Raw genomic sequence first — 14,975 nt, 5'->3', positions numbered from 1 at the left:
TACATATGTGAAATATTAACGCACATTGCTTGACAATGTGAATAAATAACAAATAATGAGAAACAGTCACATGACCAACAGCGTTGCTCAAGACAGAGCGCACGCCAGACGGCCTGCTCAGGTCGTTCTGCCCGCTTTGCCTACCCCAATAAAAATAACGGAGGCTGCTTCATGTCTACACTCGACGGCACCATGGCGGGCGGCTCGGCCAGACCCGATGTTGATCCGGTAGCGCAACCCGCCGCGCAACCCACTGCGCATCAGCTCAAGCAGCGACGCCGCGCGTCGGTGGGCAGTCTGATCGGAACCACCATCGAGTGGTACGAGTATTACATCTACGGGGCGACGGCCGCGTTGGTGTTTCCGTTGTTATTTTTTCCCACTCACGATCGCCTCGTCTCCTTGATGCTGTCGTTCGCCTCCTTCGCCATTGCCTTCGCCATCCGCCCGATCGGTGCAGCCGTGTTCGGTCACTACGGTGATCGGGTGGGGCGCAAGACCACCCTCATCGTGACGCTGGTGATGACCGGCCTGGCAACGTTCCTGATCGGGTTTTTGCCCACCTATGAAAGCATCGGCCTCTGGGCGCCGGCGATCCTTATCCTGCTTCGGCTGATTCAAGGCTTCGGCGTCGGTGGTGAATGGGGCGGGGCGGCGTTGATGTCGCTGGAGTGGGGCGATCAGAAGAAGCGCGGAGCGGCCGGTGCATGGCCTCAACTGGGCACTTCGATCGGTCTGATTCTGTCGACCTCTGCGGTGATGGGCTCGAGTTATTTCACGGGTGAACACTTCCTTGAGTGGGGCTGGCGCATTCCATTCCTGCTCTCGGGAATTCTGGTAGTGGTCGGTTTGTTCGTGCGCCTGGCTATCGAAGAAACCCCGTCGTTCGCGGCCAAGAAACAGAGCCAGCAGATCGAGAAAAGCCCGCTCAAGTTCGTGGTCAAGCATCACTGGCGCGAGATCGTGAAAGTGGCGTTTCTGCGGATGTCCGAGCAGATGCCGTTCTACATTTTCACTGCATTCATTCTCGATTACGCGACACAGAATGCTCATGTCTCACGCACCTTTGTCTTGCTCGCAACCCTGGCAGCGGCGGTACTGGATCTGATCCTGTTGCCGATCTTCTCCAACCTCGCCGACCGGGTCGGGCGCCGGAACATGTACTACTTCGGTTGTGCGGTGTTGATCCTTATGGCGTTCCCGTATTTCTGGGTCCTGAATTCGGGTAACGAGACCTGGATCTTCATAGCGATCACCCTTTCTCTGGTACCCCACGCCATTCAATACGGCGCGCAGGCGTCGCTGATTTCCGAACACTTCCCGGTGCACGTCCGCTACACCGGCGCGGGTGTCGGTTACCAGATGTCATCGCTGGTGGCGGGCGGGCCGGCACCGCTGATCGCCTCCTTCCTGCTGGTCAGCTTTGGCACCGGTTACGCCGGCGCCGCCTATCTGGCCGCTGGCGGTGTGATTGCCGCGCTGGCCCTTTCCACCCTCAAGGACCGCAGCGATCAGCACCTCTGATCGGCGCGTCATTCATCTTTTAGCTGGGAGTTAGTGTATGACCATCAAGAAAGTCGCTGTTGTCGGTTCCGGTTACATGGGCGGTGGCATTGCTCAGGTGTTGGCGCTGGGTGGGGCACAGGTGGTGTTGGGCGATGTGTCAGCCAGTGTTGCCAAGGATAACCTCGAGCGTCTGCTGAAACAGGCCAAGGCGTTTGCCGAAGCCGGGCTGTTTCCCGAGGATGCCCACGCCAGGCTGTCGGCCAATCTGACGGCTGCCGGTTCCATCGAAGAAGCTGTGGAAGGCGTGGATTACGTGACCGAAGCCGTGCCTGAGTCGATGGACATCAAGCGCGATGTGTTGAGCCGCGTTTCGGCGGCGTGTGCGGCCGATACCATCATTGGTACCAACACCTCGGCGATTCCGATTGGCGAACTGGCGAAGTTCGTCAGCCATCCCGAGCGTTTCATGGGGGTGCACTGGATGAACCCGGCGCCGTTCATTCCCAGTGTCGAGCTGATCGCCAGCGAGCACACTTTGCCTGCCCATGTGGACACGCTCGAAGCGTTGATTCGCGCGGTGGGCAAGGTTCCAGCGCGAGTCGCGGACACCCCGGGTTTCGTCGCCAACCGCTTGCAGTTCGCGCTTTATAAAGAAGCCGTGATGGTGGTGGAAGAGGGGCTGGCAACACCTGAGCAAGTCGATCTGGTGGTGAGTAATGCCTTCGGTTTCCGCCTGGCATTGTTCGGCCCGTTCGCCATCGGCGACATGGCCGGGCTCGATGTGTATGCCTCGTCCTACAAGACCCTGGCGGGCACCTATGGCGAGCGCCTGGCTGCGCCGAAAGCCCTGCAGGATCTGGTGGACGGCGGCAACTTCGGGCTCAAGTCAGGCCATGGTTTCCTCGACATCGATCCGGAAAAACGCGCCGAGTTGCTGGCGTATCGTGACAAGGCATATGCGGCGTTGAGCAAGCTGCGCGCAGAACTTGGCCCAGCGCCCGGATTGGTGAGTTGAGCTGACAGCAAAAGGCCTCGATGTTGATCGAGGCCTTTTTGCTTTATTGCATCCTGGGGATCAGATCCCCAGTACATTCGCCCCAATGCACGGATCGATACCGCGCTCCAGGCGTCTGGGGTGGACGATCACGGTGATTTCCATCGAGCCGGTGGTGACTTCGAAGTCGAGGATGTGGCCGCCGTAGGCCTGGAAGGTCGCGTCACCGGCGACGCCGTGCATGTGGATCGACGGTTGATCGTTCTTCCAGGCCACGGAACCCGTGATGCTGGCCATCTCCACATTGCTGAATGTCGTGGCGTCGAAGTCTTTCTTGTCTTTATTCCAGAACCCGAATTTGACGTTGCCGAAGCCGATCCCGCTGATGGACGCGCTGGGAATTTTCTCGGCAATGGCCAGTTTGGTCAGTTCCTTGAAGGCGTTATCGCCCTGGCGCAGGACCATCAGAAAGCCGGTCGGGGTTTTGCTGTAGCGCGGTGTGGATTCGGTTGCGCATTGCATCGGGGCGGGCGCCGTGGCAGTTGAAGTCTCGGCGTTGGCCAGGGTTGGGGCTGCGTTGAACAGCACGGCGGCAGTGACTGCGAGCATCAGTTTTGAGAGGCGTTGTTGCGGTTGTGAATGGACGAGCATGGGGCTTCCTCTGTTTTTTGTTTTTAAGGGCGGTGCGACATTCAGTGCGAACGAATCCAGCGCCTGTCTTGCAACAGGCGCGCAGTTTTTTATCAGTGATGAGTTTCTGTGGGAGAGGTCGGCCTCCCACAGGTTGTGCGAGAGGCTTAGATCGGCCTAGTACTGCTGACACCGTCCACCAATCGCGCGATGTTCAGCGGGTTGGCATTTTTCAGGGCGTCGGGCAGCAAGGCGTCCGGGCAGTTCTGGTAGCAGACCGGGCGCAGGAAACGGTCGATGGACAGCGTGCCGACCGACGTACCGCGCGCATCGGAAGTCGCCGGATACGGGCCGCCGTGAACCATGGCCTCGCACACTTCAACGCCCGTGGGGTAGCCGTTGAACAGCACCCGGCCGACCTTTTGCTCAAGCAAAGCCAGCACCTCGGCCAGATCTCCCAGCTCGGTCTCTTCGACGATCAGGGTGGCCGTGAGCTGACCGCGCAAACCGTGCAAGGCCTGCAGCAGTTCGTTGCTGTCAGCGGCTTCGACGAGGATGGTGGTGGGGCCGAACACTTCTTCCTGGAGCAATTCATCGCCTTCCAGCAACAGGCGGACATCGGCCTTGAACAGTTGCGGGCGTGCCTGATTGCCTTGTTGTTCGGCGCCCGCCAGTCGGGTCAGGCCCGGATGCGCCGCCAGGTTTTCCAGGCCATGGCAGTAGCTTTTCAAGGCGCCGCTGTTGAGCATGGTCTGCGCCGGCTGCTCGTTCATGAGTTGCGCAAAACGCTGCTGGAACGCGGTGAATTCGGGCGAGCGAATGCCCACCACCAATCCGGGGTTGGTGCAGAACTGTCCGGCGCCGAGCACCACTGAGGCGGTCAGCTCGGCGGCGATTTTCTCGCCTCGTGCTTTCAGGGCGTCGCGCATCAGTAACACCGGGTTGATGCTGCTCATTTCCGCGAACACCGGAATCGGCTGCGGCCGTGCAGCGGCCATGTCGCACAGTGCGCGACCGCCACGCAGCGAGCCGGTGAAGCCCACGGCCTGAATCGCCGGATGCTTGACCAGCGCTTCCCCGACGCTGCCATACAGCATGTTGAACACGCCCTTGGGCATGCCGGTTTTTTCGGCGGCACGCACGATGGCGTCGGCGACGTAGTCGGCTGTTGCCATGTGCCCGCTGTGAGCCTTGAACACCACCGGGCAGCCGGCGGCGAGGGCGGCTGCGGTGTCGCCGCCGGCGGTGGAGAAGGCCAGCGGGAAATTGCTGGCGCCGAACACCGCCACCGGCCCCAGGCCGATGCGGTATTGACGCAGATCGGTACGCGGTAATGGCTTGCGCTCGGGTTGGGCTCGATCGATGCGGGCGCCGTAGAAGTCGCCGCGACGCAGGGTCTGGGCAAACAGGCGCATCTGCCCACTGGTGCGAGCGCGTTCGCCTTGAATGCGTGCAGCCGGCAATGCGGTTTCGCGGCAGACCAGGGCGATGAAGCGCTCGTCCAGCGCGTCCAGTTCGGTGGCGATGGCCTCGAGGAACTGCGCGCGGCGTTCGGCAGGCAGGCTGCGCAATACCGGGTAAGCGCTGGCTGCTGCCTGAGCCGCAGCGTTCACCTCCTCCGGTGTGGCGCCGTGAAAACTGAAAGGCAATGCTTCACCGGTGCTTGCGTCATGGCTGTGCAAGGTCTGCGCGCCGTGGGCCGAACGTTCGCCTGCAATGTAGTTGTGACCGGAAACTTCAAACATAACGACTCCTTCAATGGCCCGAGACAGCGGGCAAAAGTGATCCAAAGGGGGGAATTAGAGCGCTCAGGTCAGCCGATAAAGGCGCCTGGCGTTGTCGTGAAAAAGAGCCAGACGCTCGTCGGCTGGACGGTCCCGAACGATGGCCTTGAAGCCGTCGTAAATCTCGCTCAAGCCGTTCACCACGCCGTCCACCGGGTAGTTGCTGGCAAAGGCGCAGCGGCTGATATCGAAGATCGAGATCGCGTCGTTGACGATGGGACGGTTCGACTCCACTGGCCACGGCTGGCCGGGAATGCAGATACCGGAGATCTTCAACGCCACGTTGGGTTCGCGAGCCAGGGTCGCCAGCGCCTCACGCCAACCTGCAAGACCTTCGGCAGAGCGGTCGGCGGGCAGGCCCGTGTGGTTGAGCACGATGGTGACCTGCGGAAAATCCCGAGCCAGTTCGGCGGCTTCCGGCAAGTGCCACCACGGCGCTTGCAGCTCGAAGTGCAGACCGTTGGTGGCGAGCATCCCGTAGCCATCGCGCCAGCGCGGATCACGCATGGAGCCGGGCGCAGCAAAGTTGTCGCGCCAGTGCTCGCGCTCGGTCACCACCGGTTTGTGACGGATGCCGCGCACCAGGGGATTGGCGCCGTATTCACGTAACAGCTCGCAAGCATCGGCCTGGTCCAGCCAGGCCTGGCCGACCATCGCTGCCAGTGTCGGCTCTTTACGCGCCAACGCTTCGATGAAACGTACCTCGTCCCCAGGCGTTGCCGGGTCCCATTCGCCCTCGATCACCACGGTCTGGACGATGCGGTGCCGACCACGCTGGCGCCGGTAATCTTCGGGCAGGAAGTTGCAGCAGATCTTGCTGTAATCGCCGTAGCGAAAAGGCCGCAACGGTCTGTCGTTGAGCCACGGGTAGTAGTGCCGTTCGATGTCGAAGTAGTGCTGATGGGCATCGACAATCGGCAGGTCGGCGTCGTCGCCGCTGGCCAGAAAGCGCGCTCGCCAGTCCACAGTGTGCTCGGTCATTGCGTCGGTCATTGCGTGACTCCGCTGTCGGCGAGGTTGAGGCGATAGAAACGTTGGGCATTCCCCGCAAACACAGCTTCCTGCACCGCTCGGCCCATCGGCGCGAGCATCTGCGCCATACCGTCGGCAAGGGTGTCGTAGGACGCACGCAAGCTGGCGACCGGGAAGTTGCTGGCGAACATGCAGCGCTGCGGCCCGAATATTTCCAGAGCGGTCAGCACCACCACGCGATTGTCTTCATAGCGCCAGGGCGAATCTTTCAGGCCGAACTCAGACAGCTTGATGTGAACATTGGGTTGCGAGGCCAGCGCCTCCAGGCCTTCGCGCCAGCGCCGCATGCCTTCAGCGCTGCGATCCCAGGCGAAGCCGGTGTGGTTCAGGGCGATCTGGATCTGTGGAAACATCGCCGCCACCTCAGCGGCCTCGATCAGGTGCCAGGGCGGCACGCGCAGGTCCCACGAAAGGCCGTGATCGGCCAGGCGCGAAAAGCCGTCGAGCCATTTCGGGTCTTGCATGGTTCCGCGCGCGCCGGCAATCGACACCCCGGGCCAGTCTGAAGTCACCGGTTTGGAGCGGATGCCCCTGACCAGTGGCCGTGCGGCCTGAGCCGCAAGCCTCTCGTCACTGTCCTCGCGGTCGAACCAGGCGTGGGCGACGATGGCATTGGGAAAGCCGAAGCGCGCATGCACCTGCTCCAGCCAGTGCGTCTCGGCCAGTTGTTCGTCGCGAGCGCGTTCGGCCTCGACATGCACGGTGCCGATCAGGCGCTGATGTTGGGTCAGGGCGAGAAACTGCTCCGGCAGGAAGTCCTGACACAGGACCCGGTAGTCGCCGAGAAAGAACGCTTCGTGGTAGTCGTCCTGCAACCACGGGTAACGCCCCGCCGAGAGGTCCCACAAATGATGATGGGCATCGACCACCGGCAATGCGTCCTCGGCAGCGAGGTTCGGCAGGCCATTGCGTTGGTGCAAGGTGATCATCGTGCGATCTCCCTGCTTCAACGGGACGCGGCCAGACGCGCGGTGCTCAGCGCGACATCTTCGCTGTCGCCGGCCAGTGCCGATGCTGCCTTGGCCTGCACCTTGCTGCGCAGCTTGGCGACGTTGATCACCACGCGGGTGTGGGCGGCGGTCGCGACCAGCTCGACGTCGTCGCGCACCTCGATGTTGAAGGTCACGCTGCGGCCTTCAATGCGCATGACGCTGGCGACGATGCTGACCGACATGCCCAGCAACGTGGCCCCGACGTGGCGGATGTCGACCGCCGCACCGACAGTGTTTTCACCGTCGTCCAGAAACGTCAGCAGGTAGTCCAGGCAGGTCTGTTCGATGTCGTCCACCAGCCGCGGCGTGGCGTAGATGCGCAGGTCTTCGCCAAGAAACGAGATCGTGCGCTCACGGTCGACGGTCAACTGGCGTTCGGTGTAGTCACCGGTGTTGAGGGTGGAGAAGTTCATGGGCAACCTCTGTGTCAATCAAGGGTTTGGTGAGCCACCGGGCGACGACCCGATGGCGTGAAGGGCAGACGAAACTCAGCGAGCGGGCAGGAAACCAATCGAGACCCACGGCACGGCAATCAACACGCCCAGCGCCAGGACCAACGCGCCCAGATACGGCCAGACCCGACGCATCGCGCCGGTAGGGTCGACCTTGGCGATGGCGCATGCGGCGTAGAAGCCGACCCCGAATGGCGGCGCGAACAGGCCCAGGCCCATGGCGAAAATCGCCACCATGGCGTAGTGCACATCGTTGATGCCCATGGTCCGGGCGATCGGGAACAGCAGCGGGCCGAACAGCACGATGGCCGGGATGCCCTCCAGGAAACTGCCGAGCACGATGAAGGCCACTGCCGAGATGATCAGAAAGCCCATGGCACCGCCCGGCACCGTCGACATCAGTTGCGCCAGTTGATGAGAAAAACCCGATTGCGTGAGCGCCCAGGCCATGGCCGTGGCGCTGCCGATGATGATCAGGATCGAGCCGGACAACGAAGCGGTGCTGACCAGGATTGGGTACAGGCGGCGCCAGTCGAAGCAGCGATAGCACAGCAAACCGGCGATGAAGGTGTAGGCCACGCCGATGGCCGCGACTTCGGTCGCAGTCGCAACGCCTTCGACCACGGCCGTGCGGATCACGAAGGGCAGGGCCAGAGCGGGCAGGGCGATGAGCAGCGAGCGCCCGATCTGCGCGGCGCTGGCGCGTTTCACTTCGCAGGCCGCGCGCTTGCGGTTCTTCCACCAGACCACCGCTGCCATGGCGATTGCGCCGACCACCGCTGGCATGAAACCGCCGGTGAACAGCGCGGAAATCGACACGCCGGTCACCGAGCCGATGGTGATCAACACCAGGCTGGGCGGAATGGTTTCGGACATCGCGCCGGAGGCATTGAGCATCGCCACCAGTTCGTTTTCGTCTTCGCCACGCTTCTTCATTTCCGGAAACAGCGCCGGGGCGATGGCGGCCATGTCCGCAGCCTTGGAGCCGGAAATGCCCGAGATCAGGTAGATGGCGCCGATCAATACATAGGAAAGCCCACCGCGAACGTGACCGATCAACGAGCAGAGAAAGGCAATCATTGCCCGCGCCATGCCCATCGCTTCGATCAGTGCGCCGAGGAACACGAACAGCGGGATGGCCAACAGGATCAGGCTCGCCATACCTTCGTCCATGCGCCCGACCACCAGCGTCAGCGGTGTATTGGTGAGGGTCGAAAGGTAGGCCACGGTGGCCAGACCGAACGCCACCATGATCGGCACGCCTATCACGATCATGGTCATCACGCCGATCATGAAAAAGATGATCAGGTTCCAGTTGCCCATCAGGTGCATGACGCTTTCCGCGCTCCAGAGCAGCGCCGCGACCGAGCCGAGAATCGCCACCGAGACCACGAAGTCGATCAGCCTGGCGCTGGTCATCAACCGGGCGACGCAGGTCATCAGCATCAACGTCAGGCCCACGGCAATCGCCGAGACACGCAGGGCGTTGGGGATTTCCAGCGCGGCGGTGGTGATGATCCACTCGTCGCTGACGTACTCCCACGCCGGGGAAAACAGCATGACGATGAACGTGATGACGATCACCGCGCCGAATGTGTCGACGAAGGCCCGTTTGTGCGCGGGCAGGTGTGCAATGAAAGAGGTCAGACGCATGTGTTCGCCGCGACGCATGGCCACCACCGAGCCGAGCATCGCCAGCCAGAGAAACAGCAGCGACGCCATCTCGTCGCCCCAGACAATCGGCTGGTTGAGCGCGTAGCGGGAAAACACGTTACTGAACAACAGCACCACTTCGACCACCACCAGCAGCGCAGCAGTGCCTTCGGTGGTCCAGCGCAAAAAGGTATCCAGCGCGCGTCCCAGACGGAACACGGCCTGGCGCGGACCGGATCCCTGGTCGGCCGCGGGTTTTTCAGCGCCCGACGTTTTCACAGAAGGCTTCGGCACGGACAGCTTCGACATGGAAACCTCCGTCACAGGCATCTCGTTTTTCATGACCTATCTCCGCTCAGGACAGTTGACCTGCGTATTGCTCAAGCAGGGCCCAGGCTTCGTCGCCGTACTTTTTCTTCCACTGTGTGTAGAAGCCTTTGTTCTGCAGGTCGGTGCGGAACAGCGAGCGATCGACCTTGTTGAACGTCACGCCCTTGGCGGTCAGGGCAGGTTCAAGGCTGGCGTTGAGGTCGATGACCTGCTGACGCTGTACAAGCGCGGCGGCGTTGATCTGCCGCGCGACGATTTCCTGCACGTCGGCGGGCAGTTTCGGCCAGGTCTTGCCCGAGGCGAGCATCCAGAAGCCGCCCCAGATGTGGTCGGTCATCGAGCAGAATTTCTGCACCTCGTAAAAGCGCGCCGACTCGACCACCACCAAGGGGTTCTCCTGACCGTCGACGACTTTGGTCTGCAACGCGGAGTAGGTTTCGTTGATGCTGATGCCGGTTGGCGCGGCGCCCAGAGCGCTGAACATCGAGGTCCACAGCGGGCTGACCAGCACCCTTAGCTTGAACCCGGCGAGGTCTTGCGGGGTGTTGATCGGGCGGGTCGAACTGGTGATCTGGCGGAAGCCGTTGTTCCAGACCTTGTCCATCGCGATCAGCCCTGTCTTGGCGGTCTGCGCCCGGACGTGATCACCGAGCTTGCCGTCCAGCGCAGCCCAGACGCTGTCGTAATCCTTGAAGGCGAACGGCATGCTTTCGATGGACATGACCGGCACCAGCGTCGACAGAATCGCCCCGGGCAGGGGGATGAAATCCACCGCACCGGCGCGCACCTGGGACAGCATGTCGGTGTCGCCACCCATGGACGCGTTGGCGTACACCTGCAGGTCCACCGCGCCGTTGGTTTCGGTGCCGATGGCGGCGGAGGCGGCTTTCATCTGCTGGTTGAGCGGGTGAGTGTCGGGCAGGCTGCTGGTGTAACGCAGCACAATGGGTTTGCTGGCGGCAAAGGCCCAGGACGGCAACAGGCTGGCGGCAGCGACGCCACCGGCTGCGGCGCCGGCCGATATCAGGAATGAACGGCGGCTTACGCCTTCGGTCAGGATGCGACTCATGATGTTCACCTTGTTGTTCTTGTTGTGATGATCGTTGGTTCGGGAATCAGGCTAGGCCTCGGCTCACTCAGGAGGCGCGCGCCAGTACGGCCTGGCTGCGAATCAGTTCGTTGATTTCATCCTCGGCGTAACCGCTTTCCTTGAGTACCTCGCGGGTGTGCTCACCGAGCAGCGGCGCGGGGCGGCTGGCAGGCTTGTCGCCGCTGTCCAGATCGGAGAAGTGAATCGGCAGGCCCACGCCGCGTACCCGGCCTTCGGTGGGGTGCTCGGTCTCCACGACCATGCCACGAGCCTGGGTCTGTGGATGGGCGAGGGCGGCGGCGATGTCCAGTACCGGGCCTGCGGGCAGCCCCAGGTTGTCGAACAGCACCATCCACTCATCGGTGGTGCGGGCGACCAGCACTTCGTTGAGGATTTCCACCAGCGCCGGGCGATGTTGCAGGCGCAGCGCATTGCTGGCGAAACGCGGGTCAGCCTTGAGCTGCGGCACGGCGAGGGCTTCGACCAGACGTTCGTAGTTGGCTTGGTTGGCGGCGCCGATGTTGATCCAGCCATCGGCGGTGCGGAACACCTGATACGGCGCGCTGGTGGAGTTGGCTGAGCCCATTTTTGGCAGGATGGTGCCGTCCGCGAAATACGACGCGGCGGGCCAGTACATCTGCTGCAATCCGGCTTCGAACAGCGAGGTGTCGACCATCTGCCCCAGGCCTGTCCGTTGCTTGGCCGCGTAGGCCGCACAGATGCCCAGCGCGGCGAGAATCCCGGAGTTGATGTCGGCCACCGGCGAGCCCGCCTTCACCGGCTCGCGCCCGGCTTCACCGGTCATGCTCATCATGCCGCTCATGCCTTGGGCGATCAGATCGAAGCCGCCTTTTTCACCGAAAGGGCCGCTGCGTCCATAGCCGGAAATTGCGCAATAGATCAGCCCCGGATTGAGCGCTTTCAACGCTTCGTAACCCAGCCCGAATTTCTCCATGGTCCCGGCCCGATAGTTTTCAGTGACCACGTCGGCGTCCATCAGCAGCCGACGAAGCACGTCACGACCGCCGTCGGTTTTCAGGTTCAGGCCGATGCCGCGCTTGTTGCGGTTGACCACCATGAACGCAGCCGATTCGCCGCTGGCCATGATCGGCGAGAAGCGCCGCGAATCGTCGCCGTCCGGTACTTTCTCGACCTTCACCACGTCGGCGCCCATGTCGGCCAGCATCATTCCGCACACCGGCCCGGACATGATGTGAGCCAGTTCCACCACACGCATTCCTGTCAACGGTCCCATGTCATTTCCCCTTGAACTGTGGCCGGGCTTTCTCGATGAAAGCGCCCAGGCCGATCTGAAAGTCTTCGCTGTCGTAGCAGAAGTAGCTGTTGTCGATTTGCTCGGCGGTGGGCGCCTGGCCCGCTTCGAGTTGTCGCGCGGCCTGTCGGTGCCAGCGCGCGACCAGCGGGGCGCCTGCGCAGATGCGTCTGGCCGTCGCGAGGGTCTCGCTTTGCACCTGATCGTCGGCCACCACGCGGGTCACCAAGTGTTTTACGTAGGCGTCGGCGGCGTCGAGGATCCGGCCTTCGAGGAGGATCTCGAGCGTGGTGGAGCGTCCGGCCAACGCCACCAACCCCGCCATTTCGTCGTAGGACATGACCAGCCCGAGCTTGCCCACCGGCGCGCCGAAACGGCTGGACTGGCCACAGATGCGCAGGTCGCAGAGTGCGGCTATTTCCAGCCCGCCACCGACGCAGACGCCGTGGATCATGGCAATCATCGGGTGCGGGCATTCAGCGACAGCGCGCATCGCAGCGTTGGTCACGTCGGCATAACGGCGAGCCTGGTCCGCATTGGCGCGAACGTTCGGGAATTCGCCGACGTCGGCACCCGCGGCAAAAGCCTGTTCACCCGCGCCACGCAGGACTACGCAGCGCAGATTGAGGTCGCTGGACAACTCGCTCATGACGTCGCGCAGGTCTTGCCACATGGACAGGGTCAGGGCGTTCATCTTTTCCGGGTTGTGCAGGGTGACGATGGCAACTGAGTCTTGCCGCTCGATAAGGACGGTGGGCTTCATGATGGTCCAGCCATCGCCGCCCGATTCGAGACCGGTGCGGCGATGACGCTGCCTCCTGTTTTATTGTTGTCGTTATGGGTGTCGTCAGGGGTGTCGTGTGTGTTGCTAGTTACAACGACTGCGCGAGCATCGAGCGATAGTCCGCAGGCGAGGCTTCGCGCGGGTTGGTCTTGTGGCTGTGGTCGTGCAGCGCGCCTTCGACGATCCCGGCGAACAGGCTTTCGTCCACGCCGATCTCGCTCAGGCGGGTCGGCAGGCCCAGACGACGGGTCATGTCTTCGATGGCCTGGCCGATGTCGGCGCCCTCGGCCAGGCCCATGGCGTGGCGCAGGCGTTCAAGCTTGCGTTCGTCGCGCACGCTGGCGGAGTCGGCGTTGAAGTGCACCACCGCAGGCAGAAAGATCGCGTTCAAGGTGCCGTGGTGCAGCTTCGGATTGATCCCGCCCAGTGCATGGGAAAGGCTGTGAACGCAGCCCAGACCTTTTTGAAAGGCCAGGGCGCCCTGCATCGACGCACTCATCATGTTCAGCCGCGCTTCACGGTCGCCGGGCTCGGCGGTGGCGCGTTCGATGTGCTGCCAGGCGCGCCACAGGCCATCCAGTGCAATGCCGTCGGCGGCAGGGTTGAAGGCGGGCGCCATGAAGGTTTCGATGCAGTGGGCGATGGCGTCCATGCCCGTGGCGGCGGTCAGCATCGAGGGCAGGCCGAGGGTCAGTTCCGGGTCGCAGATGGCAACGCGAGGAATCACGTACGGGGAGATCACCCCCACCTTGCGGCCGTCGTCAAGGATCAGAATCGCGCCCCGTCCCACCTCACTGCCAGTGCCCGCAGTGGTTGGAATCGCAATCAAAGGGGCAGTGGCGGCAGTGATGCGGTCCAGTCCGCCCTCGATCACCGCGAAACTCTGCAACGGCCCTTCGTGCGTGGCGCACACCGCCACGCCCTTGGCCAGGTCGATGGACGAGCCGCCACCGACAGCGATGATGCCGTCGCACTCGGCGCTCAGGTACAGCTCGACGGCGGCACGCACGGCGCTTTCGTTGGGGTTGGGTGGAGTGGCGTCGAAGATGGCCGGTGGTGTGCTGGCATCCAGTGCGGCGATCACCTTGTCGACGATGCCGGCGCGACGTACACCGACGTCGGTGACGATCATCGGGCGCTTCATTCCGGCGCGCTCGGCTTCGGCCGCGAGGGTCTGCAGGCTGTCATAGCCGAACTGGATCTTGGTTACGTAATTGATCAGAGACATGCTTCACCACAAGTTATACAGGATTGTTATTGTCACAATCGGTCGGCGCTGCCAGGACTCTGTCCTTGCCTGCAAACCCATTGCATTGCCTGGTTGTGGAGCGGACTATAGGCCCGCATTCAGCGCGTCCGATACTGACGACTTTCGATACCTCTATAACTTTTAGTTAATCCAGATGACGCCATCACTGAACTCGATCATGTCCCGGCTGCACGTCAAACAACTGCGTTTGCTGATCGCCCTGGACGAACACAGGTCCTTGCTCGGCGCGGCCAGGCAGGTCGCTCTGACCCAGCCGGGTGCCAGCAAGGCATTGCAGGAAATCGAAACCACGTTCGGCACTTCGCTGTTCACCCGAACTAACCGGGGGCTTGAGCCCAATGATGCCGGCCGCTCGGTGATTCGCTACGCGCGGCTGATCCAGACCGACCTTGCGCACCTGCGCGAGGAGATCATCGGCATCATGAGCGGGCAGGGCGGGCGCGTGGCGGTGGGCACCATCATGGGTGCGGTGCCGTTGCTCACGGCGGCGATCAGCCGGGTGATCGCCGACAACCCGCAGATGTCGGTGGAGATCGTCGAAGACACCAGCGCCGCACTGCTGGCGCAAGTGGACGCCGGAAGGCTGGACCTGGCGATCTGTCGCACCACGGTCAGCAACACGCCTTATCTGTACGAGAGCACGGTGCTGGTGGATGAAACCCTGGCCGTGATTGCCAGTACCAAACACCCGTTCGCCTATGCCAGGCGGCTGAGCCTCAAGGATCTGGCCGATTACCGCTGGGTCGTGTACCGCGCCAACATGCCGATGCGCATGCTGCTGGAGCGCGAATTCCATGAAGCCGACCTGCGGTTTCCGGTGCACCTGCTGGAGACCACATCAGCTTTTGCCACGCTGTCGTTGCTTCAGGAAAACCCCAGTCTGGTGGCGCTGGTGTCCACCGACGTTGCCAACTTCTGCTCGGCCTATGGCTTTACCACGACCCTGGCGTTGCCGATCACTTCGCGCAGCGAACCCTACGAACTGGTCTCACGCAAAGGCATGCCGGATTCACCCGCTGCGCGCCTGTTGCGCGAATCGTTGTTGACGCCTTCAAGGTGAACCCCGGAAGTTGAAACCTCAGTGTTGAACCCTTGAGCGACTGCTGCGGTCCGTTGATTCGTGCCTGGAGAACAAAGGTCATTTGTGTCCCATGTGCTGTTTGCTCTCGAGCCACATGGCGATAC

At 62.4% G+C, this 14,975-nt stretch carries 13 protein-coding genes; 3 read left to right on the top strand and 10 right to left on the bottom strand.

Translation table 11 applies throughout. The features are described from left to right. Positions 1–171 precede the first annotated feature (171 nt). Positions 172–1,524, top strand: coding sequence for an MFS transporter (locus tag BWR59_RS17955; RefSeq protein WP_218191230.1), 1,353 nt, complete (start codon positions 172–174; stop codon positions 1,522–1,524). Positions 1,525–1,561: 37 nt separating this feature from the next. Beyond that, positions 1,562–2,521: a 3-hydroxyacyl-CoA dehydrogenase family protein gene (locus BWR59_RS17950; RefSeq protein WP_081566977.1), complete on the top strand. Its 960-nt coding sequence runs from the start codon at positions 1,562–1,564 to the stop codon at positions 2,519–2,521. Between the two features lie 60 nt (positions 2,522–2,581). On the opposite strand, the gene BWR59_RS17945 is transcribed toward BWR59_RS17950, so the two are convergent. The 10 genes from BWR59_RS17945 to BWR59_RS17900 all read right to left on the bottom strand — a co-directional run bounded on the left by BWR59_RS17945 (position 2,582) and on the right by BWR59_RS17900 (position 13,748). After that, positions 2,582–3,151, bottom strand: a complete 570-nt coding sequence (locus BWR59_RS17945; RefSeq protein WP_081566976.1) for a PPC domain-containing DNA-binding protein — start codon at positions 3,149–3,151, stop codon at positions 2,582–2,584. 146 nt (positions 3,152–3,297) lie between these two features. Then, positions 3,298–4,875, bottom strand: a complete 1,578-nt coding sequence (locus tag BWR59_RS17940; protein WP_081566975.1) for an aldehyde dehydrogenase (NADP(+)) — start codon at positions 4,873–4,875, stop codon at positions 3,298–3,300. 63 nt (positions 4,876–4,938) lie between these two features. Continuing rightward, on the bottom strand, positions 4,939–5,895 hold the full coding sequence (locus BWR59_RS17935; protein WP_143490873.1) for an amidohydrolase family protein: 957 nt from the start codon (positions 5,893–5,895) through the stop codon (positions 4,939–4,941). An 8-nt stretch (positions 5,896–5,903) separates the two neighbouring features. After that, positions 5,904–6,875 (bottom strand): amidohydrolase family protein, encoded by a 972-nt coding sequence (locus tag BWR59_RS17930; RefSeq protein WP_081566973.1) that lies wholly within the window; start codon positions 6,873–6,875, stop codon positions 5,904–5,906. A gap of 17 nt (positions 6,876–6,892) precedes the next feature. Further along, a complete protein-coding gene (locus BWR59_RS17925; protein ID WP_081566972.1) occupies positions 6,893–7,351 on the bottom strand; it encodes a thioesterase family protein in 459 nt (152 codons plus the stop codon). A 75-nt stretch (positions 7,352–7,426) separates the two neighbouring features. Continuing rightward, positions 7,427–9,352: a TRAP transporter large permease subunit gene (locus BWR59_RS17920; RefSeq protein WP_230982039.1), complete on the bottom strand. Its 1,926-nt coding sequence runs from the start codon at positions 9,350–9,352 to the stop codon at positions 7,427–7,429. Between the two features lie 46 nt (positions 9,353–9,398). Next, positions 9,399–10,442: a TRAP transporter substrate-binding protein gene (locus tag BWR59_RS17915; RefSeq protein WP_081566970.1), complete on the bottom strand. Its 1,044-nt coding sequence runs from the start codon at positions 10,440–10,442 to the stop codon at positions 9,399–9,401. A 67-nt stretch (positions 10,443–10,509) separates the two neighbouring features. Beyond that, a complete protein-coding gene (locus tag BWR59_RS17910) occupies positions 10,510–11,718 on the bottom strand; it encodes a CoA transferase (RefSeq protein ID WP_081566969.1) in 1,209 nt (402 codons plus the stop codon). A 1-nt stretch (position 11,719) separates the two neighbouring features. After that, positions 11,720–12,499, bottom strand: a complete 780-nt coding sequence (locus BWR59_RS17905; RefSeq protein WP_081566968.1) for an enoyl-CoA hydratase-related protein — start codon at positions 12,497–12,499, stop codon at positions 11,720–11,722. Between the two features lie 109 nt (positions 12,500–12,608). Beyond that, positions 12,609–13,748, bottom strand: coding sequence for an iron-containing alcohol dehydrogenase (locus tag BWR59_RS17900; protein ID WP_081566967.1), 1,140 nt, complete (start codon positions 13,746–13,748; stop codon positions 12,609–12,611). Positions 13,749–13,923: 175 nt separating this feature from the next. On the opposite strand from BWR59_RS17900, the gene BWR59_RS17895 reads away from it, so the two are divergent. Next, on the top strand, positions 13,924–14,850 hold the full coding sequence (locus BWR59_RS17895; RefSeq protein WP_081566966.1) for a LysR family transcriptional regulator: 927 nt from the start codon (positions 13,924–13,926) through the stop codon (positions 14,848–14,850). Positions 14,851–14,975 lie beyond the last annotated feature (125 nt).

It is taken from the genome of Pseudomonas sp. Bc-h, from assembly GCF_002080045.1.
Lineage (GTDB): Bacteria > Pseudomonadota > Gammaproteobacteria > Pseudomonadales > Pseudomonadaceae > Aquipseudomonas.
The sequence above is the reverse complement of the archived record's forward strand: the minus strand, read 5'-3'. Positions and strand labels throughout refer to the sequence as shown.

Excerpts from the sequence above, each read along its gene's own strand:
- BWR59_RS17955 (WP_218191230.1), top strand. The coding sequence starts at position 172 with ATGTCTACACTCGACGGCACCATGGCGGGCGGCTCGGCCAGACCCGAT.
- BWR59_RS17950 (WP_081566977.1), top strand. The coding sequence starts at position 1,562 with ATGACCATCAAGAAAGTCGCTGTTGTCGGTTCCGGTTACATGGGCGGT.
- BWR59_RS17945 (WP_081566976.1), bottom strand. The coding sequence starts at position 3,151 with ATGCTCGTCCATTCACAACCGCAACAACGCCTCTCAAAACTGATGCTC.
- BWR59_RS17940 (WP_081566975.1), bottom strand. The coding sequence starts at position 4,875 with ATGTTTGAAGTTTCCGGTCACAACTACATTGCAGGCGAACGTTCGGCC.
- BWR59_RS17935 (WP_143490873.1), bottom strand. The coding sequence starts at position 5,895 with ATGACCGAGCACACTGTGGACTGGCGAGCGCGCTTTCTGGCCAGCGGC.
- BWR59_RS17930 (WP_081566973.1), bottom strand. The coding sequence starts at position 6,875 with ATGATCACCTTGCACCAACGCAATGGCCTGCCGAACCTCGCTGCCGAG.
- BWR59_RS17925 (WP_081566972.1), bottom strand. The coding sequence starts at position 7,351 with ATGAACTTCTCCACCCTCAACACCGGTGACTACACCGAACGCCAGTTG.
- BWR59_RS17920 (WP_230982039.1), bottom strand. The coding sequence starts at position 9,352 with ATGTCGAAGCTGTCCGTGCCGAAGCCTTCTGTGAAAACGTCGGGCGCT.
- BWR59_RS17915 (WP_081566970.1), bottom strand. The coding sequence starts at position 10,442 with ATGAGTCGCATCCTGACCGAAGGCGTAAGCCGCCGTTCATTCCTGATA.
- BWR59_RS17910 (WP_081566969.1), bottom strand. The coding sequence starts at position 11,718 with ATGGGACCGTTGACAGGAATGCGTGTGGTGGAACTGGCTCACATCATG.
- BWR59_RS17905 (WP_081566968.1), bottom strand. The coding sequence starts at position 12,499 with ATGAAGCCCACCGTCCTTATCGAGCGGCAAGACTCAGTTGCCATCGTC.
- BWR59_RS17900 (WP_081566967.1), bottom strand. The coding sequence starts at position 13,748 with ATGTCTCTGATCAATTACGTAACCAAGATCCAGTTCGGCTATGACAGC.
- BWR59_RS17895 (WP_081566966.1), top strand. The coding sequence starts at position 13,924 with ATGACGCCATCACTGAACTCGATCATGTCCCGGCTGCACGTCAAACAA.